Source organism: Rhizobium sp. RHZ02 (assembly GCF_014851575.1).
GTDB classification, from domain to species: Bacteria; Pseudomonadota; Alphaproteobacteria; order Rhizobiales; family Rhizobiaceae; genus Rhizobium; species Rhizobium altiplani.
In genome coordinates, this window is record NZ_JACUZX010000005.1 from 379,836 (window position 1) to 398,625 (window position 18,790).

Annotated in this window: 21 protein-coding genes; 9 read left to right on the forward strand and 12 right to left on the reverse strand. The window is 61.6% G+C overall.

The features are described 5' to 3' along the window. Nucleotides 1-51 precede the first annotated feature (51 nt). The gene (locus IB244_RS11815) at nt 52-711 is read left to right on the forward strand and encodes a glutathione S-transferase family protein (RefSeq protein WP_112824472.1); all 660 of its coding nucleotides are present in this window, start codon (nt 52-54) and stop codon (nt 709-711) included. Here the strand turns inward: IB244_RS11815 and IB244_RS11820 are convergent, their stop codons facing one another. Continuing rightward, nucleotides 712-1,608, reverse strand: a complete 897-nt coding sequence (locus IB244_RS11820; protein WP_192304319.1) for a LysR substrate-binding domain-containing protein — start codon at nt 1,606-1,608, stop codon at nt 712-714. It abuts the gene before it with no gap. A 140-nt stretch (nt 1,609-1,748) separates the two neighbouring features. Here IB244_RS11820 and IB244_RS11825 point away from each other — a divergent pair, with 140 nt between their 5' ends. Next, the gene (locus IB244_RS11825) at nt 1,749-1,916 is read left to right on the forward strand and encodes a hypothetical protein (RefSeq protein ID WP_409564059.1); all 168 of its coding nucleotides are present in this window, start codon (nt 1,749-1,751) and stop codon (nt 1,914-1,916) included. Nucleotides 1,917-1,966: 50 nt separating this feature from the next. Further along, complete coding sequence (locus tag IB244_RS11830; protein ID WP_192304321.1) at nt 1,967-2,317, forward strand: MmcQ/YjbR family DNA-binding protein; 351 nt, start codon at nt 1,967-1,969, stop codon at nt 2,315-2,317. A gap of 27 nt (nt 2,318-2,344) precedes the next feature. Here IB244_RS11830 and IB244_RS11835 read toward each other — a convergent pair whose 3' ends face one another. Both IB244_RS11835 and IB244_RS11840 read right to left on the reverse strand, forming a co-directional pair. Further along, a complete protein-coding gene (locus tag IB244_RS11835; RefSeq protein WP_018859635.1) occupies nt 2,345-2,962 on the reverse strand; it encodes a glutathione S-transferase family protein in 618 nt (205 codons plus the stop codon). Between the two features lie 93 nt (nt 2,963-3,055). Further along, complete coding sequence (locus tag IB244_RS11840; RefSeq protein WP_026371959.1) at nt 3,056-3,412, reverse strand: hypothetical protein; 357 nt, start codon at nt 3,410-3,412, stop codon at nt 3,056-3,058. 119 nt (nt 3,413-3,531) lie between these two features. On the opposite strand from IB244_RS11840, the gene IB244_RS11845 reads away from it, so the two are divergent. After that, on the forward strand, nt 3,532-4,287 hold the full coding sequence (locus IB244_RS11845) for a DeoR/GlpR family DNA-binding transcription regulator (RefSeq protein ID WP_018858459.1): 756 nt from the start codon (nt 3,532-3,534) through the stop codon (nt 4,285-4,287). Here the strand turns inward: IB244_RS11845 and IB244_RS11850 are convergent. The 3 genes from IB244_RS11850 to IB244_RS11860 form a co-directional block, all read right to left on the reverse strand. Continuing rightward, complete coding sequence (locus tag IB244_RS11850) at nt 4,262-5,011, reverse strand: hypothetical protein (RefSeq protein WP_192304323.1); 750 nt, start codon at nt 5,009-5,011, stop codon at nt 4,262-4,264. The genes IB244_RS11845 and IB244_RS11850 overlap by 26 nt on opposite strands. Nucleotides 5,012-5,151: 140 nt before the next feature. Beyond that, a complete protein-coding gene (locus tag IB244_RS11855) occupies nt 5,152-6,159 on the reverse strand; it encodes an asparaginase (RefSeq protein WP_192304325.1) in 1,008 nt (335 codons plus the stop codon). 95 nt (nt 6,160-6,254) lie between these two features. Further along, nucleotides 6,255-6,875 (reverse strand): metalloregulator ArsR/SmtB family transcription factor, encoded by a 621-nt coding sequence (locus IB244_RS11860; RefSeq protein WP_169683896.1) that lies wholly within the window; start codon nt 6,873-6,875, stop codon nt 6,255-6,257. Between the two features lie 107 nt (nt 6,876-6,982). On the opposite strand from IB244_RS11860, the gene IB244_RS11865 reads away from it, so the two are divergent. Together IB244_RS11865 and IB244_RS11870 are read left to right on the forward strand one after the other, a co-directional pair. Continuing rightward, entirely contained in the window at nt 6,983-8,416 is a 1,434-nt protein-coding gene (locus tag IB244_RS11865) for an MFS transporter (RefSeq protein ID WP_169683897.1), read from the forward strand. Between the two features lie 206 nt (nt 8,417-8,622). Continuing rightward, a complete protein-coding gene (locus IB244_RS11870; protein WP_192241152.1) occupies nt 8,623-9,837 on the forward strand; it encodes an MFS transporter in 1,215 nt (404 codons plus the stop codon). Here IB244_RS11870 and IB244_RS11875 read toward each other — a convergent pair. The 4 genes from IB244_RS11875 to IB244_RS11890 all read right to left on the reverse strand — a co-directional run bounded on the left by IB244_RS11875 (nt 9,834) and on the right by IB244_RS11890 (nt 13,824). Continuing rightward, on the reverse strand, nt 9,834-10,829 hold the full coding sequence (locus IB244_RS11875) for an NAD(P)H-quinone oxidoreductase (RefSeq protein ID WP_192304327.1): 996 nt from the start codon (nt 10,827-10,829) through the stop codon (nt 9,834-9,836). The genes IB244_RS11870 and IB244_RS11875 overlap by 4 nt on opposite strands. Nucleotides 10,830-10,907: 78 nt before the next feature. Continuing rightward, nucleotides 10,908-12,713: a GGDEF domain-containing protein gene (locus IB244_RS11880; protein WP_192304329.1), complete on the reverse strand. Its 1,806-nt coding sequence runs from the start codon at nt 12,711-12,713 to the stop codon at nt 10,908-10,910. 137 nt (nt 12,714-12,850) lie between these two features. Beyond that, nucleotides 12,851-13,093, reverse strand: a complete 243-nt coding sequence (locus IB244_RS11885) for a type II toxin-antitoxin system ParD family antitoxin (RefSeq protein WP_112660907.1) — start codon at nt 13,091-13,093, stop codon at nt 12,851-12,853. A gap of 182 nt (nt 13,094-13,275) precedes the next feature. Beyond that, on the reverse strand, nt 13,276-13,824 hold the full coding sequence (locus IB244_RS11890; RefSeq protein ID WP_018858468.1) for an HdeD family acid-resistance protein: 549 nt from the start codon (nt 13,822-13,824) through the stop codon (nt 13,276-13,278). A gap of 142 nt (nt 13,825-13,966) precedes the next feature. On the opposite strand from IB244_RS11890, the gene betI reads away from it, so the two are divergent. The 3 genes from betI to betA all read left to right on the forward strand — a co-directional run bounded on the left by betI (nt 13,967) and on the right by betA (nt 17,791). After that, nucleotides 13,967-14,566, forward strand: coding sequence for a transcriptional regulator BetI (gene betI / locus IB244_RS11895; RefSeq protein ID WP_018116475.1), 600 nt, complete (start codon nt 13,967-13,969; stop codon nt 14,564-14,566). Beyond that, entirely contained in the window at nt 14,563-16,032 is a 1,470-nt protein-coding gene (gene betB / locus IB244_RS11900; RefSeq protein WP_192241150.1) for a betaine-aldehyde dehydrogenase, read from the forward strand. The genes betI and betB overlap by 4 nt, the downstream gene beginning before the upstream one ends. Before the next feature lie 106 nt (nt 16,033-16,138). Further along, nucleotides 16,139-17,791: a choline dehydrogenase gene (gene betA / locus IB244_RS11905; protein WP_018858470.1), complete on the forward strand. Its 1,653-nt coding sequence runs from the start codon at nt 16,139-16,141 to the stop codon at nt 17,789-17,791. Nucleotides 17,792-17,806: 15 nt separating this feature from the next. Here the strand turns inward: betA and IB244_RS11910 are convergent, their stop codons facing one another. Continuing rightward, complete coding sequence (locus IB244_RS11910; protein ID WP_192304331.1) at nt 17,807-18,283, reverse strand: DUF6644 family protein; 477 nt, start codon at nt 18,281-18,283, stop codon at nt 17,807-17,809. Between the two features lie 34 nt (nt 18,284-18,317). Further along, nucleotides 18,318-18,704: a DUF6152 family protein gene (locus IB244_RS11915; protein WP_018858472.1), complete on the reverse strand. Its 387-nt coding sequence runs from the start codon at nt 18,702-18,704 to the stop codon at nt 18,318-18,320. Between the last annotated feature and the right edge of the window lie 86 nt (nt 18,705-18,790).

Consider the following 18,790-nt stretch of genomic DNA (forward strand, 5'->3'; position numbering starts at 1 on the left):
GCGACGCTTCGGCTCCTACCCTGCGCCCAGCCGAACAAGGGGGACATCGACATGCTGACAATTTACGGAGTTTATCGCTCGCGCGCCTCGCGCGTTTACTGGATGGCTGAGGAACTGGGTCTCGAATTCGAGTCCGTGCGGGTCATTCAGGCAAGGCGACTTGCCAATCCGCTTGCCGCCGATGCGCCTATCAATACGCTGTCGCCTGATTTCCTGGCGGTCAATCCGATGGCGCTCATCCCCAGCATCAAGGACGACGACCTCGTCATGCATGAGTCGCTTGCCATTACCCTTTACCTCGCCCGCAAGCATGGCGGACCGCTGGCCGGCAAAACCGTCGCGGAAGACGGTTTGATGACGATGTGGACCATTTGGGCGGCCACCGAGGTTGAGCCGCATACGGTGAAGATCGTCTATGTCTACGACGACGAGAAGCAAAACAGCGACGAGGGCAAGGCAACGATCAGCGTCGCCGTCCGATCGCTGAAGAAAGCGTTCGCGACGTTGGAGAAGCACTTGGCGACCAACGAATACGTCGTCGGCAACCGCTTCACCGCAGCTGATCTCAATATCGCGGAAGTTCTTCGCTACGCGCAGACGGAACAGGCGCTGTTCGACGCCCATCCCAATGTCAGCGCCTGGATCAAGCGCTGCCAGTCACGTCCGGCCTATATCGCGATGCAGGCGACGCGGTCGCAGGAACCGGTTTGATCAGGGAAAGAGCTTGAGGGTGCCGGCCATTTCCTCGCGGATCCAGGCCTTGAAATCCTTCACCTTCTTGGGTTCGCGCGCGCCTTCGGCCGTTACGAAATAGTGGCCGAAGCCGGTTTTCGCGCGAATGCCGAAAGGCGCAACCAGCTGCCCCTGCTGCAGGGCAAAGTCCGCGAGCGTCTGCCAGGCGAGCATGACGCCCTGCCCTGCGATAGCCGCATCGAGGCAGAGCGAGGCATCGTTGAAGACGTGGCGCGTCTCAAGCGTCGCGCTCGACAATCCGGCCTCTCGCATCCACACTTCCCAAGTGAACATGGCGCGACCGTCGATGACCACCGGCAGCGACAGTATATCGGCGGGCTCGTGCAGTCGCGCCGCCATAGCGGGCGAGCAGACCGGGAAGACCTGCTGCTGCAGCAGCAGTTCGGCCTTCACGTCCGGCCACTGACCGTTGCCGACGCGGATGCCGACATCGACATCGCAGAGCGCCGGATTGACGAGCCGGGTGGTGGCATCCATCCGCACGCTGATCTCAGGATGCCGTTCGGCAAAGCGATCGAGCCGATAGACAAGCCAGCGCGCGGCAAAGACCGGCGCCACAGAGATCGTCAGAATGCTGTCGTCCCGCCGCTGCGTCGTCGCGACGGCCTGCGACAGCGCATTGAAGCCCTCGGTCAGGCCGGCCAGCAGGCGCGTGCCCGCCTCAGTCGCGACCATGCCTTTTGGCGTGCGCTCGAAGATCACGTGGTCGAGCTGCGCTTCGGCCTTGATGACCTGTTGGCTGACAGCGCCGATGGAGACGCCCAGTTCCTCGGCGGCGGCCTGCAGGGAGCCAAGCCGGCCGACAGCCTCGAGCGCGCGCAATCCGTTCAAGTGAACCGAGTTCAGGTTTCTCATATAGTTTTTCTATACCGAGAGATTGGTAATCTCAATTGAAACCTGGCTGGCCGCCCGCGATAATCCGCCTGTGTTGAGCAGATGCTCCGTTCGCCATTCTGGAAGAAGCGAGGCGCGCCATGCAAATACTAAAGTTTTTCTTGAGCGTGGAAACAATCGAACCGCCCTACAGCGCGGACAGCAAGCGGGATCCGCTCTACCATCCCGATCTGGCCCGCATGTCACCGACGGCGTTGGCAGACCTGCCGCTCGGCCCGCAACCACGCGCGCCCGAGCAGGAACCGCTACAGCTCGCAAAGTGCGCATAGCCCGGTAAAATCTGCTAGTCTTGGCCCGCTTCAGTTTCGAGCGGGCTCACATGACCAGTGTCGATACGATCTTTGCGCGCCTCAAGCGTCTTTCGGCGGAAGCCAATCTGCCTGACGTCGAGGAGAGCACGTCCTACGGTAACCCGGCGCTGAAAGTCGGCGGCAAATCATTCGCGGCGGTCAAGAACAACGAGACCATCGTGCTCTGCATCTCGATCGACGACAAGGAACGGCTGATCGAGATGGCGCCCGAGATCTACTATCAGACACCCCACTATATCGGCTGGCCGTATATGCCCCTGCACGCCGCGATGATCAGCGACGCCGAACTGAAGGAACGGCTGATCGGCGCGTGGCGGTTCCGCGCGCCAAAGCGGCTTACCGCGAATTTTCATGGCTGATGTGCCCGGCAGCCGGGCGACGTCTGTTTAAGCCTGTTCGCGTTCCAATGCCCGCAGCACGGCCGCGCGCTCCATCATCTGCGCATAGTGCGCCGTCGCTTTCCGGAAGCGGGCCGGATCGACGCCATCGGACCGCAGCCAGCCGGTCATGACAAAGAGGTAGGGATCGGCGACCGAATAGTACTCGCCCATGACCCAGGGGCCCTCCAGCATCTTCGCCTCGATGATCTCGAAGCATTCGGCCATGGTTTGCGGCACCTTCGCCTTCATCGCTTCATGGGCTGTCGGATCATCGGCCCACCGGCTGCCCCGGCGGCCGTGCGCGTGGTTCACATGCACGGTCGAGCAAAGATAATTGTTGAAGGCCTGCATGCGAGCGAACTCGAAAGGATCAAGCGGGGCCAATTGCGCGGCGGAGGCGACCTGAGCGATATAGGCGAGGATTGCCGGCGTTTCGGTAACGATGCCGCGATCCGTCACCAGAGCGGGAACCCTGCCCTTGGGATTGATCGCCAGGTACTCGGGAGAACGCTGCTCCGCTTCGGCGAAGTTCAGCTTCTTCGTTTTGAACTGCAGGCCGGACTCCTCCAGCGCAATGAGGCTTGCGAGCGCGCAGGTATGCGGCGCGTAGTACAGTGTCAGCATGATCGACTCCCTTCGATGCTGACTTTATAGCGCGGCTCTCCGCAAACGCACAGATCGAGGCCGGCGAGCCGGCCTCTTAAAAGTCAGCCTGCCTCAAGCACAGCCGGGGACATCCTCGATCCGGTGCCAGACCGGGATGCCGCGTTCGCGCGCGATGCGAACATCATTGTCGGCGCCTTTCGATTCGCCCTCAAGCCGCAGCACGCCATCGCAAAGCTGCAGCAGGCGGCCGGCAACGGGGTGGAAGATTTCCTCGTAGAGATCATCGCCGACAGCCTTGCCGCCGGCCGCGTTCCACACGGGGAGCGCCACCCATTCCCCAATCATCGGTACATGGCCCGCCTGGAACAGCCTGTGCGAGGGCTGCTCCAGCCGCTGCAGATTGGCAGCCATTTTTTCCGGGTCATCCCCGGTTCCGGACCTGTAGGGACCAGCAATCAAGATCAACATCATCAAGCTCCATTTCCCTCGGCTTCATGCACGAGATGGCCGATAACTGCACGATATTTCTTGATTGTCGATTCATTTCGTGCAATTTCACGATAATTCGTGCAAATACGGATGAAGGCATGCTTACGACCCAGCGCAGATCGTTGATCCTCGATATTCTCAGGCGAGACGGCCAGGTGATTGCCAAACGTGTCGCCGAAGACTTCTCGCTTTCGGAGGACACGATCCGCCGCGACCTCAGGGAGATGGCGGCGGAAGGTTTGCTGAAGCGTGTTCACGGCGGGGCGATGCCTGTTGCGCCCGAGCTGCCGGATTTCTCGACGCGAAAGAGTGTTTCGTCCGAGGCGAAGGCGCGGTTGGGACGAAAGGCCGCCTCGCTCGTGCAACCCGGGCAGCTGATCTTTCTGGATGGCGGGACGACGACGGCGGAGATTGCCCGGCAACTGCCGCGCGACTTTGCGTTCTCGGTCGCGACGCACAGTCCGACGATCGCTGCGGAGCTGGAACACCACCCGACGGCGAGCGTCATCCTGATCGGCGGCAAGCTCTACAAGCACTCGATGGTCGCGGTCGGCGCCGTTGCGATGGCCGCGATCTCGCAGCTTCGGCCGGGTATGTTCTTTCTCGGCGTGACGGCTGTGCATCCCGTACACGGGCTGTCGACAGGCGACTTCGAGGAGGCGGCCATCAAGCGGCACATCGCATCCTGCGCGGCCGAAACCTACGTGCCGCTAACGGAGGAGAAGTTCGACCACGTCTCTCCCTGCCAGGTCCTTCCGATCTCAGGCGTATCGGGGCTGATCGTCGCCTCTGATATCCCAGCGGCAGCCATAGAGCCCTATCGCAATCTTACTGCCGAGATCCTCGAGGCATGAACGGCGGGACGAAGCGCGCCCTGAGTTCCTCGAGGTTCTGTGGCAACAGGCTCGCAGCGAGACCGACGACAAAGACAGCGAAGACGATATAGGCGAACGTGTCGCGGCCGGCCCAGAGGGTCAGGACGTCATGCAATCCGGGCTGTAGCGCAGCAATTGACGTCGAAAGCCGCATCTCGCCAAGCACACGACCCGGGATGGTCGCGAAGGCGGGTGCTTCCGACAGCGCCAATAGCGCGCCATAGACGGCGGTGACGGAAATGATTGCGCGCAGCGCACGCCACGCACCAAACGGCCGCGCGCCACTCTCTTCAAACGACCAGCCGATATAGGCGCAGAAGATCACAAAAAACAGGAACGCCACCGGCAGCCCATCCAGCACGGCCTCCGGCTTCAACTGGCCGGTCCAGCTGTTGGCGAGGAGCAGCGGAAACGGCGCCGATGCAACGAACCAGATTGCGACAATCACGCCCCAGATCCAGTTCATCGACAGATAGTGGATGCGGGCAAGCGTCACGACGAGGATGATGCCCCCCGCTAGGTAGACGCCCGACGGTTTCATGGAACCGGTCATGGTGACGATGATCGGCCCACAGGAGCCGGCGATCCGCGCGCAGCCGGACGAAACGACCGTCAGCCAGGTCACGTAGTCAAAACACATGGTGAAGAAGAGGAAGATCGCGATGGCGATCAACATCCACCAAAGATAGCGGCCCGCAAACATATCCTGCCCTCATGGCGTTCGATGTACTGGGCAAAAGGGTAACTCAGCCCACAAAAACCGCATCCGTTCTCGTGGGCTGTAGTTTCACATACATTAGCAACTTCTATTTTCGCAGCGAGACTGTCCCGTTCCGGAACGGCTTATGCAGTCAACGCAGCCGTCGCGCGAATATCACCAACATGCATACCGTTCCAATTGTGCATCTGGACGGTCGCCATGGCGGCCAGGCGCGCGCGAATCGCATCTTCCTTGCCGAAGAATCGGCTGAGGGCGGCGGCAACCATTGCCTCGGAGGCACGCGAATGGCCGTCGTCGCATTTGACTGTTATCGCGACTCCCTGCTCGGGGATCGCCGCGCAGAAGACACCCTCGGCCCCCGTCTTGGCGAAGATGCGACCAGGTGCGGCCTCCATCAGCGCGGTGCAGGCACGGCCGGTTCCGGCCACATAAAAGGGCTCGGCCATGCAGGCATCAAACAGCCGCCGGGAAGCCTTGGCGCGGAGCGGCTCGAGGCCATTGCCGGTCGCCATCTTGGCAAAGCCAAGCGCCAGGCCACGCAGGGGAACGGCGTAGGTCGGGATGGAGCAGCCATCCGTGCCGCAATTGTCATGGCCAAGCGCCGCACCTGTCAGGCTTTCCATGACGCCACGAATTTCGGCCTGCAGCGGATGGTCGTAGCCGACATATCCCTTCGGATCGATGTCCTGATGGCAGCAAGCGCAGATGAAGCCGGCATGCTTGCCGGAGCAGTTGTTGTGCAATGCCGTCGGCTTGTCGATCGTGCGCGCCTGGTGGATCAGCACCTTCTGGCTCGAGGACCAATGAGCGCCGCATTCCAGCGTTTCGACATCTCGACCGGCTTTCGCCAGCATGGCGGCGGCGAGCGCCACATGCTCGTCCTCGCCATTGTGCGAGGAGCAGGCCAGCGCCAGTTCCTTGTCGCCGAAGCCATAGGCGTCCGCAGCACCGCTTTCCATCAGCGGCAGCGCCTGCATCGCCTTGCAGGCAGAACGCGGGAAGGTTGGCGCGTCGATGTCGCCGATCGAGAACACGATCTTTCCATCACCATCCACGGCAACGACGGCGCCGCGATGGCGGCTTTCAACGAGCGAGCCTCGGGTGACTTCGACGGTGACGGGATTGGTCATGGCTTGGTCCTGATCATGTAGGCAGATGCGTCACGCATAGCGAGTCGCGTCGATAAAGCAATTGCCTTTCGTCGACTCCTGTACCGGGGCGCCGCTCAAGGCGGCGTGACGCGATAGGCGCAACGGCGGGCGCCGAGCAGGATATGTTCCTCGCGCTCGACCTTGGCGCCGAGGACGGCGCGAAAGGTCTCCAGCTCGGAGCGGCAAAAACCGGCACAGACGCTTGCGGCGGCGCAGATCGGGCAGTGGTTTTCGACAAGCAGAAGCGAACCGTCCGCCTCTTCCCAGCTGTCGGCCATGTATCCTTCGCTGGTGCGTATGGCGGCGAGCTGCCGCACACGGGATTCCATGTCGGCAGCGTCGACTTCCTTGCGGTAGCGCTTGAGGGTATCTGCTTCGCGGGCGGAAATGACGGCATCCAGGGCCGGCGTCCCCAGCTGCGCGACCAGCGTGCTCAGGATCGTGGCTGTGAGTTCGGCATGGCCATCGGGAAAGGTCTGGTTGCCGGCTGTGGTCAGGTTCCAGAGCTGTCTCGGTCTCCCCCTGCCGGTCGCACTTTCGTTCACTGCTTCGACCAGCCCATCCTCCGCCATCTTCGTCAATTGCTGACGGGCGGCTTCCGACGATATGCCGAGCTTTGAGCCGAGTGTCGCGGCAAGTTGAGGTCCTTCCGTTTTGATTAGCAGCAGGATTCGGTTGGCCGGGGATTGTCTCATTTATTTTTCCAAGCTTGCACTTGCTTTAATAACATGGCCGTGTATTTTTTCCAAATAATAACTTGCAAAAATAATGCATATCCCGGGAAGCACACAAGGCATTAGACATGACCGGCATTGAAGAGATTTCCGCAGACAGGCCATCCGTCTTTCACCTGTTTTCCGCGCCGCTTTTGCCCGCGACACTCATGCTCGGCGGTGGCGTCACCCTCTACGCGGTTGAGACCTACATCACCGCGACAATCGCGCCGTCGATCGTGCGCGACATCGGCGGGCTCGAACTGCTGTCATGGATGACGACGCTCTTCGTTGCCGCTGCGGTCCTGGGGTCGATCTTTGTCGCGACGCGTCCTCAAGGCATCGGCTTGCGCAGTGTCTACGTCGCAGGCGCGCTCATCTTCGGCACCGGCAGCCTGGTCTGCGCGCTTGCCCCGGCAATGCCATTTGTGCTGGCCGGGCGTACGGTACAGGGATTCGGCGCCGGTATTCTTGCCGGGCTTGCCTATGCTTTCATTCGCTTCGCCTACCCAGAGCCGCTGTGGCAGAAGGCATCAACCCTCTATGCCGCCATCTGGGGTGTCTCGACCCTGGTCGGACCCAGCCTCGGCGGCTTGTTTTCCGAAGGCAACGCGTGGCGCCACGCCTTCATGGTGCTCGTCCCGCTCTGCGTGCTGATGGCGTCGCTTGCGCCCTGGCTGCTGCCACGCGCCGAGGATGACCGCGCCCATGGCAAGACCCCGATCCTGCAGATTGCCTTGCTGCTTGCCGCCGTGATGCTGGTCAGCATTGCCGGAACGATCGATGTGACAAGCTTCAAAGCATTGTTGATTGCAGCATCGATTGTCGCGATCGTCTCCATGCTATCGGTCGAACGGCGCGGCAGGAACCGTCTCCTCCCGACAGGCGCGGTCACGCTCGCAAAGCCTGTGGCACGTGTCTACCTGACGATGTTCGTGCTACTGCTGGTGCTCACAAGCGACATCTACATACCCTATTTCCTGCAGGCCCTGCATGGCGTGACGCCGCTGGTGTCAGGCTATCTGACCGCCCTTGTCGCGCTCGGCTGGACCTTTGCCGCCTTCTTCAGCGCAACGCTGTCCGAAAAGCGTGCCAGCGCCGCGATCGCCGCCGGCTGCGTGATCGAGATGATTGCGGTTGCCTCGCTGACCATCTTCCTCGCAGCGGATAACCAATCGGGCAACCTAGCCATTCTCGGCCCGGCTGTCATCGGCATGTTCCTAATGGGTTTCGGTGTTGGCCTTGGCTGGGCGCATCTGGTGACCAAGGTCCTGAGCCTTGTCGATAACTCCGAACAGGACAAGGCCTCGGCCGCGATCTCGACGGTACAGTCCCTCGGCAGCGCCTTCGGCGCCGCCGTCGCCGGTGTGATCGTCAACAGCACCGGACTGGTGAACCCTGGCGGGGTTGCCGGCAGCGTCTCGGCTGCCCACTGGCTCTACGTCCTGATGGCCCTTCCAGGCCTGATCGCGGTCGCAACGTCTCTGACCCTCTCGTCGCCCGCCGAACGGCAGGCCCGGTGAGCGACGTGCGAGCGGTCATAGACGCAGCATGATCTGCCGATGTGACCGCTCGTTTCCATCCCAGCGATTGGGCGGATCGGCTCTTGTCGACCGGCCGCGATCACGGCATGGGACCACCCATCACGTGATTTGACCGCTGCCATCACAAACTCTGGTTATTCGAAAGCACACTACTGGTTTATATCAGTGGCATCGGGAATCACGCCATGCCATCCGCTTTTTCGTCCATCCTCCGCGATCGTCAAATCCGCGTCCCAGCGCTGACGCTGGTTGCGCTCGCCTTCACCTATGCCTCGACGATGCCTTATCAATCGATCATCGGCATCAACGAACTCGGCCTGTCCGACCGCAGCTATTCCGGGCTGATCTTCCTTGCGGCGCTGGTCAACGTCTCTACCAGCCTGACGCTCGGCATCTGGTCCGACGGGCTCAGCGATCGGCGCCCGCTGGTGCTGGCGCTGTCGGTGTGCGGCATGCTCGGCTTCGGAATGATCTACGAATTCCGCACCGCCGCAGTCTTCATGTTCGGCATATTGGTGCTGATCCCCATCAGCAATTCCACCTATTCGATCCTGTTTGCCAGTATCCGCGCGACGACGAACACGATGGACCGCGGAAAGGCTGCAGCGATCACGTCCACGGTTCGCGCGCTGTTCTCGGGCTCCTGGGCGCTGGCGCCTGGCCTGATCGGCCTGTACCTCATCAATTCGCAATCGATGACACCGGCCTATGGCATTGCGGCTCTCGCGAGCCTGACCTGCTTTTGCCTCTACCTGTTCGTGGCCAAGCCTGCGCCGGCGGGCGCAGCCTCCCCTTCCCTGAATATCGGCTTTTTCTCGTCGCTCGGCAGGATTTTTTCCCCTCATGTGCTGGTGAGGGTCTGCCTCATGGCGCTGCTGCTCGGCTTGCAGCGGTTGAACAGTGTCGTTTCGCCGTTGATCATTACCGATGCCGCAGGCGGCACGGTGGTCGATGTCGGTTTCATGGCCGGCCTCGTCGCCTTCCTGGAAATGCCGTTCATGCTGATGTGGGGCGCGCTGCAGCGGCGCTTCCGCAACGTGCATGTGCTTGCGCTCGGAGCGCTCATCTATTGTCTGTATCTGATATTGCTGAGCTTTGCCTCGGCGCCCTGGCAGATCTATGCCCTCGTGCTGGTCAACGCCTGCGGTGCTGCAGCCATCCTCAGCGTACCGATCACCTACCTGCAGGACCTGATTGCCGATCGCCCGGGACTCGGCAGTTCGCTGGTCTCGGTCAACACGTTCATCGCAAACGGCATCAGTGCGTCGATCTTCGCCGCCGGGACCGGCTTCACAGGATATTCAGGCACAGCACTGCTTGCCGCCGTGGTCGGTCTCGCTTCGGTTGGCCTACTGCTGTTCCTTGAAAGAGCCCCCCGACCGGTCCCGCGACCGGCCTAGATCCGCAGCATGATCTTTCCGATGTGACCGCTCGTTTCCATCAGCCGATGCGCCTTGGCGACGTCCTCGAAAGGAACGACGGTATCGATAATAGGCGCAAGCTTGCCTTCATCGAGAAGCGGCCAGACCTGGGAAAGGAGATCGTCCCGGATCGCGCGCTTTTCCTCAGGCGTGCGCGGGCGCAGCGTCGAGCCGGTGATCGTCAGCCGTTTGACCATGATCGGCGCTAGATTGACCTTTTCCACGACAGCGCCGCCGAGAAAGGCGATGATCGAGAGGCAGCCGTCCTTCGCAAGCGATGCCACGTTCCGCTCAAAATAGGCAGCACCAATCATATCGAGGATGATATCGACACCGTGGCCCGTCTCGGTCTTGATGACCTCTGCAAAATCGTCGGTCTTATAGTTGATGGCCCGCTTTGCACCGAGCCTGACGCAGGCGTCGCATTTCTCCTGCGAACCGGCGGTCGCGTAGACCTCAGCGCCGAAGGCCCGCGCAAGCTGGATGGCGGTCGTTCCGATACCACTCGAGCCGCCGTGCACGAGGACCTTCTCGCCTTCTGTCAGCCCGGCCATCTGGAACATGTTGGCCCAGACGGTGAAGTAGTTCTCCGGGAGGGCGGCCGCCTTGGCCGCATCGTAGCCTTTCGGAAAACGGAGCGCCTGGCCGGCGGGCAGCAGGCAATATTCGGCATATGCGCCGCCGTTCGTCAGGCCGCAGACTTTGTCGCCGACGGCAAAATCTCTGACGCCAGCGCCAACGGCAACGATCTCGCCCGCCATCTCAAGTCCGAGGATCGGGCTTGCGTCCTTGGGCGGGGGATAGGTGCCCTGACGCTGAGCGACGTCGGGCCGGTTGACGCCGATCGCCTCGATGCGAATAAGAAGCTGCCCCTCGCCCGGTATCGGCAAGGGTCCGGTGGCAATCCGCATCACTTCAGGCGCGCCGAAGCTCGGCAGGTCGATGAAGCGCATCTGCGTGGGCAAAGACATGGTCCGGTCTCCTCGTTCCGAAAGCACGTGAGATAGTCCAGCGCTTCGGATTTGAGAAGGCAGGAAGAACGGATGGCGTCAATTCGTCTCGCCCAGGAGGTGGAAGACGAGCCCCTCCTCGCTTTCCTTAGCCTCGGCCTTAATGTGAGCAATTTCGGCGCTGACGCGATTGGTGTCGTCGATGACAAGACCTTCCGGTAGCTCCAGCACGCCGATCGAGCAGCGCATCAGCGGGAACAGTGCCTCGACGCCTGCGCGGTCATGGCCGCGAATGCTGCCAGCGGCGCAATCCGTATCGGAATAGAGGCCGAGCACATCCTCGTGAAAATCGCTGATCAGGCGGTCGAGAATTTCTGTCAGCTCTTCCTTGGCCCAGCCGCGGACGCCGATGAAGAAATCGTCGCCGCCGACATGCCCGAGGAAATGACGTTCGGCGAAAAAATAGCGGCGCATGAGGGCGGCAAAGAGCGAAATCGCGTGGTCGCCGAGATGGAAGCCATAGGCATCGTTGAACGGCTTGAAGTTGTCGAAATCACAGTAGCAGAAGTGACGCTTCTCGTCGCCATCGAGGCTGGACTCGCGCATGAAGTCGCGGATCGCCCTGTTGCCCGGCAGTCCGGTCAGAGGGTTCTGGTCCTGGGCCGTCTTCAGCTTCTTCTCATTCATGACCTTGATGAGCGAGGCGGCTGACACGACACCCGCATAGCGCATGTTGTCGGTCAAAAGCAGGCAGTTCGTGCCTTCCATGTTGGCGAAGATCGCCATTAGCTGTTCGGTATCGGAATCAAGCCCGACGATCGGCGCCATCTCGACGAAGTGGGAGATCGTTCGCTCGTAGACCTTGTTCTTCAGGAGGTCGCGACCGAAAGGCTGGTAGATGTATTCCTTCAGATGGCGTTCGTGCAGGATACCGCGCGGCTCGCCGTTCGCATTCAGCACCGGGAAAAACGCCTGCTGCGGATTGCGGCGGAACAGCTCGAAGACACTGTCGATCGTGTCGTTTTCATAGACTGTCGGCAGCATCTCGATCTGCTTGCGGATCAGGATCTCGTCGAGCGATTGCGGATTTCGCTTGCTCTTGCCGAGGTCCAACAGGTGCGGAAACGACGGCTGCAACTCGGTGACATGGGTGGTCGGGCGGGAGACGAACCAGCCTTGGACGAGATCGACGCCGAACTCGCGGCAGGCGACGAATTCCGCCTCCGTCTCGATGCCCTCGGCGATGACGCGAGTGCCGAGCACATGGGCGATGTGGACGATGTTTTTCAGAAGATGGCGCTTGCGCGGGCTGCTGTCGATGTCGGCGATGAAATGGCGGTCGATCTTCAGGTAATCGACCGGGTGGTCGCAGAGCAGCTTCATCTCGCCGTGGCCGACACCGAAATCGTCGATCGCCAGCTTGAAGCCGGCCTTGCGGAGAAGCGATACGAGCGCCGCAAATTCGGGCACGCTAGTATTGTCGAAGCGTTCGGAAAACTCGAAACAGATGGAAGACGGAGGAATATTGGCGAGCTTCAGGTGCTGCAGCAGGCCTTCCACCAGGCGCTCACCATGCGGGATCAGCCGAACATCGAGATTGAGGAACAGTGTCGAACTGGAAAAGTGCGGCAGCGTTGCGAACTTCGCAAGCGCACGGCTTGCCACCATCTGCTCCAGTTGCAGAAGCTGCTGGTTCTTGTGAGCCTCGTCGAGGATTTCGATCGGGGAGTTGAAGCCGATGCGTTCCTGCCCGCGCATCAGCGATTCATAGCCGAACGCCACTCCCGTCCCTGCTTCCACGATGGGCTGGAACGCGTTCTCGATGACGAGTTTCGCAAGGGTCACGATCTGATCGCTGGCGTAGCGACGAACAAGCGCCGGATCGACGGTGGCAGCCAAAGACATGCCAATCTCCACTGTGTCTTATTGTTTTGCGCAGGGAAACTGGCGGAGAAGGATCAACGAACCCTTTCCCGAATATGAAACTTTTGTGAAACCACGTCCATTTTCGATCGAATTTTATCGATCAATCAATGGCTTGGTCAGGCTGTATGCCTGTTCTCAGCCTCATGATCGGCGAACATGTCAGCGACGCATTTGCCACCCCGGGAGACGCCGCTCTGATCGAAGGCGCCTTCGGGGCATCCGCCGAGTTTGCGGGCGGCCTCCCACATGCGCAGGGCCTCGCGCACAACCTCGCTGCTTGACGCATAGGTGCCATTGTCGACAGCGGCGCGGATATCCGCAGCCTGCAGCGGCGAAATGGATACGGTAACCATCGGCATGAGATTCCTCCCTTTGCCTCGTCGGACAGTCCCTGTCCTCTGGGAGACGGATTAACCCGTCCACGGCATTGCCGACGCCGCCGCCTCGGCTGCCTCTTATTGGGCGAAATTTTAGACCCCACTCACATACTTGTCAAAAAGGAAACAGTCCGTGATGTCTGCCTGTGAATTGCGGGCATAAGTCAGCGACGGACCGCAAGACCGAAAGCGAGCATCGACCAACCCTGCAGCAGAAGGTCACAGGCGAGGAAAAGTCCCAGGATCCAAAGGCTGTTGACCGGCCATCCGAGCGCAATAACCACGCCAGCCAGCGCCGTGATGATACCGCTCACAAGGACCCAGCCCCATCCTTTCACGGGGCGCATGCGCCAGCCGACCCAGATTCGGAACACGCCAGCAACGAGCAAGGCGATCGCCAGAAACAGCGTCAACACGGCCGATGCCAGAAGGGGATTCTCGAAGGCAAAGAAACCGGCCAGCAGATAGAGAACGCCGCTCAAGGCCCAAACCAGCGCCTGCTCCCAGCTTCTCACCTGAAAGGCGTGGATCAGGTAGACCACGCCGCCGACCAGCATCAGGATTCCGACATAGTAGACGGAGACAACGGTTGCGAGCGCGACGTTTGCCAACGCGATAAAGCCGCAGACGATCAGCAGCACGCCAAGTGCCGCGAACCAACCCCATTTCGATTGCAGCGACGAAAAACCCAGTCGATCAGAAATATCTGCCATGGCACACCTCCTGGTTGGTAAAAGAATATGCCGCAAAATCGCGGAATTGGAAGAGGTTAGCCTTCTGGAAGTGTTGCCAGATTTTTATTGATTGATCAGTCAATCAAAATTATGCTGGATGGCATCTTCATGGAGTGATGCGATGCCCAAGGTCGGAATGGAGCCGGTTCGCCGCAAGGCGCTTGTCGATGCCGCGCTGCGCGTGATCGGCGATCACGGCTCGCTGACTGTCACCATGTCCGAAATTGCCCGGCAGGCCGGTGTGTCGCCGGCGCTGGCGCATCATTACTTCGGCAGCAAGGAACAACTGCTGATCGAGACTGTCCGCTCTCTCCTCAAGCAGCTGCGCGACGACGTCGTGACTGCGCTGAAGGCGGTTGACGCACCGCGCGAGAAGCTCTCCGCCGTCATCCGCGTCAGCTTCCAGGCAGACCAGTTCGCGCCGGCAACAATCGCCGCCTGGCTGGCCTTCTACGCCGAGGCGCAGCGCTCCGAGGAAACCCGGCGCTTCCTTGTCATCTATGCCCGCCGTCTGCAGTCGAACCTCATCGCCAACCTGAAAGCGCTCTGCCCTTACGATGCCGCAGAACGCATTGCCGAAGGCGCGGCTGCGATGATCGACGGGCTCTACATCCGCCAAAGTCTGAGGTCGGCGCCTGTCAGCATCGAGGCATCGATCGCGCTTACCGAAGACTATATCAATTCACAGCTTGCCGCCCTTGCGAAAGGACAGATTCAGTGACCCTCAGAGCCCAGCCGAAAGCCTCCCATTTCATCGACGGCGAATATGTCGAGGATGACGCGGGCAGCGTCATCGAAAGCATCTATCCGGCAACCGGCGAAGTCATCGCCCGGCTGCACGCGGCAACCCCTGCTATCGTCGAAAAGGCGATCGCATCGGCCAAGCGCGCCCAGCCGGAATGGGCTGCGATGAGCCCGACGGCGCGCGGCCGTATCCTGAAGCGCGCCGCTGACCTCATTCGCGAACGCAATCGCGAGCTGTCCGAACTGGAGACGCTGGATACTGGTAAGCCGATCCAGGAAACGATCGTCGCCGACCCGACATCAGGCGCCGACAGCTTCGAGTTCTTCGGCGGCATTGCAGCTGCCGGCCTCAATGGCTCCTACATCCCGCTCGGTGGCGATTTCGCTTACACCAAGCGTGTACCGCTTGGCGTCTGCGTGGGCATCGGCGCCTGGAACTATCCGCAGCAGATCGCCTGCTGGAAGGGTGCACCGGCGCTCGCCGCCGGCAATGCCATGGTCTTCAAGCCGTCGGAAAACACACCGCTTGGGGCCCTTGCCATTGCCGAGATCCTTCATGAGGCGGGCCTGCCGAAGGGGCTCTACAATGTCATCCAGGGGGATCGCGAGACGGGACCGCTGCTGGTCAACCATCCTGATGTCGCCAAGGTGTCGCTGACGGGCTCGGTTCCGACCGGCCGCAAGGTCGCCGCGGCCGCTGCCGGCAGCCTCAAGCACGTCACCATGGAGCTCGGCGGCAAGTCGCCTCTAATCGTCTTCGACGATGCCAATATCGACAGCGCCGTCGGCGGCGCCATGCTCGGCAACTTCTATTCGACCGGCCAGGTCTGCTCGAACGGCACACGCGTCTTCGTGCAGCGGAAGATCAAGGCGGAATTCCTCAAGCGGTTGAAAGCCCGCACCGAGGCGATCGCCATCGGCGATCCGATGGACGAGGCGACGCAACTCGGGCCGATGGTGTCCTGGGCGCAGCGCGACAAGGTTCTCTCCTACATCGAGAAGGGCAAGGCCGAGGGTGCGACCCTCGTCACCGGTGGCGGCATCCCCAACAACGTCTCCGGCGAAGGCTACTACGTGCAGCCGACGGTCTTTGCCGACGTCACCGACGAGATGACGATCGCCCGCGAGGAGATCTTCGGCCCCGTCATGTGCGTGCTTGACTTCGACGACGAGGCCGAGGTGATCGCTCGCGGCAATGCGACGGAATTCGGCCTCTCCGCCGGCGTCTTCACATCAGACCTGACGCGCGCCCATCGCGTCGTCGACCAGCTCGAGGCGGGCACGCTGTGGATCAACACCTACAATCTCTGCCCTGTCGAAATCCCGTTCGGCGGCTCCAAGCAATCCGGCTTCGGACGCGAAAATTCGCTGGCCGCGCTGGAGCACTATTCGGAGCTGAAGACGGTTTATGTCGGCATGGGGCCGGTGCAGGCGCCCTATTGAGGCAGCAGGCGGCCGGTCCCGGCAGGTAGCATTCAATTTCGCTTCGTCCCGATCGGCTCACCAGCGGGCCCGAGGACGAGGTGGTGAATCGGAAAAGAAGCACATCATGCAGCAGGCAGATTTCGTCATCATCGGCTCCGGCTCGGCGGGTTCCGCCCTCGCCTACCGGCTTTCGGAAGACGGCAAGACTACCGTCATCGTCATCGAGGCGGGCGGCTCCGATTTCGGGCCGTTCATCCAGATGCCGGCCGCCCTTGCCTGGCCGATGAGCATGAAGCGCTACAACTGGGGCTATCTCTCCGAGCCCGAGCCGAACCTGAACAACCGGCGGATCACCGCGCCGCGCGGCAAGGTGATCGGCGGCTCCTCCTCGATCAACGGCATGGTCTATGTGCGCGGCCACGCCGAGGACTATAACCGCTGGGAAGAGCTCGGCGCGCAAGGCTGGGCCTATGCCGACGTCCTCCCCTACTTCAAGCGGATGGAGCACAGCCACGGCGGCGAGGAAGGCTGGCGCGGCAAGGACGGACCGCTGCACGTCCAGCGCGGTGTCTTCCGCAACCCGCTGTTTCGCGCCTTCATCGAGGCCGGCAAGCAGGCAGGCTTCGAGGCGACCGAGGACTACAACGGCTCGAAGCAGGAAGGCTTCGGACTGATGGAGCAGACGATTTTCGGCGGTCGCCGCTGGTCGGCCGCGTCAGCCTATCTGAAACCGGCGCTGAAACGACCGAACGTGGAGGTCGTCTACGGCCACGCCCACAAGGTGGTGATCGAGAACGGCCGGGCAACCGGCGTCGAAATCGAGCGGGGCGGCAAGATCGAGATCGTCAAGGCGAACCGCGAGGTCATTGTCTCGGCCTCCTCCTTCAATTCGCCGAAGCTCCTGATGCTGTCGGGCATCGGGCCCGGCGCGCATCTGCAGGAAATGGGGATCGAGGTAAAGGCAGACCGGCCGGGCGTCGGCGCCAACCTGCAGGACCACATGGAATTCTATTTCCAACAGGTTAGCACCAAGCCGGTTTCACTCTATTCCTGGCTGCCCTGGTTCTGGCAGGGGGTCGCGGGCGCGCAATGGATGTTCACCAAGTCGGGGCTTGGCACCTCGAACCAGTTCGAGGCCTGCGCCTTCCTGCGCTCGGCGGCTGGCGTCAAGCAGCCCGATATCCAGTACCACTTCCTGCCGGTCGCGATCAGCTATGACGGCAAGGCGGCGGCCAAGAGCCACGGCTTCCAGGTGCATGTCGGCTACAACCTGTCGAAGTCGCGCGGCAACGTCACGCTCGGCTCCTCGGACCCGAAGACCGATCCTGTCATTCGCTTCAACTACATGAGCCATCCCGAGGACTGGGAAAAATTCCGCCATTGCGTGCGGCTGACCCGCGAGATCTTCGGCCAGAAGGCCTTCGACCAGTATCGCGGCCCGGAGATCCAGCCGGGCGAGGCCGTCCAGACCGACGAACAGATCGACGCCTTCCTGCGCGAGCACTTGGAAAGCGCCTATCACCCCTGCGGCACCTGCAAGATGGGCGCGAAAACCGACCCGATGGCGGTCGTAGATCCCGAAACGCGCGTCATCGGCGTCGACGGGCTGCGCGTCGCGGATAGCTCGATCTTCCCGCACGTCACCTACGGCAATCTCAACGGCCCGTCGATCATGACCGGCGAGAAGGCTGCCGACCATATCCTCGGCAAGCAGCCGCTGCCGCGCTCCAACCAGGAGCCGTGGATCAATCCGCGCTGGGAAACGAGCGATCGGTAAATCTGCCGATCGCCATCAGACAAAGCCGATCCAGCGGCCGGCAAGGAGCGCGGATATCCATACGGCCGCGGAAAGGCCCGCCTGCAGGCGCAAGCTGAACGCAGGCGCAGAGCCTGACACGGCCCGCCGCCAGGCAGCCTGGGTATGGACCACGGCCGCGTTCACGATGCCGAGCACCAGCAGCCCCAGCTTTGCGAGGAAGGCCAGATTTCCGGCGTATTCCACCGGCTTGACGCTGAAAAGGGCAAAGCCGGTGATAGCAGCTCCCACGAGCCCGACAGCCGCGGCCCGCGACAGGAACGGGCCAAGCACCGCCAGCGGCACCGAGCCGAAGCAGCCCATCAGCCGCAGATCCAGCGGCAGGATCGCCCCGATCAGCAGGCCGATCGAAAGGATATGGGCGGCGTTGACGGCCATGTAGACAAGCGCCGAGCGCCGCAGCCCTGACGACAGCGGGGTTGCGGCGAGCCATTCCAGGAACTCGATCGCCATCGCCTAGAGCCTTTCGGGGTTAAATTGAAAGGTTCTAGTTCGTCTGGATCCGTTCCGGATAGATGTCGTAGCGCTTGTCGGCGACCGTGATGCGCACGGCCTTCATCCGTTTCTCGTCGGCCTTCAGCGAACGGTTTCCGAGGACGACAATCGGATCCCCCTTCTTCGCGGAGCCTTCGACAAAGCCCGAGCGTTCGGTCTGCCTGGGATTGCCGAGTTCGACGAGCCAGACGCCGTCGGCGGCGGTCGCAACGTCGAGCGTCGGGTGCGGCCCACCCATCGTGACCTTTTCGATCGTGCCATGCAATTCCGTCTGCTCTCCCTCGGCCCACGACCAGCCGTGGTGCGCCGCGGCCCCCGACGCCAAGGTCAGCGCGAGGACCGCACCAATTGCCATCCGTTTCGAGTTCATGAGACGCATGTTCGTTTCTCCCTACCTCAGGACAGGGGCGAATTGGCGTAGCACCAAGCAATGGAAAGCTATCTCACCGAATCTTGAAGCGACCT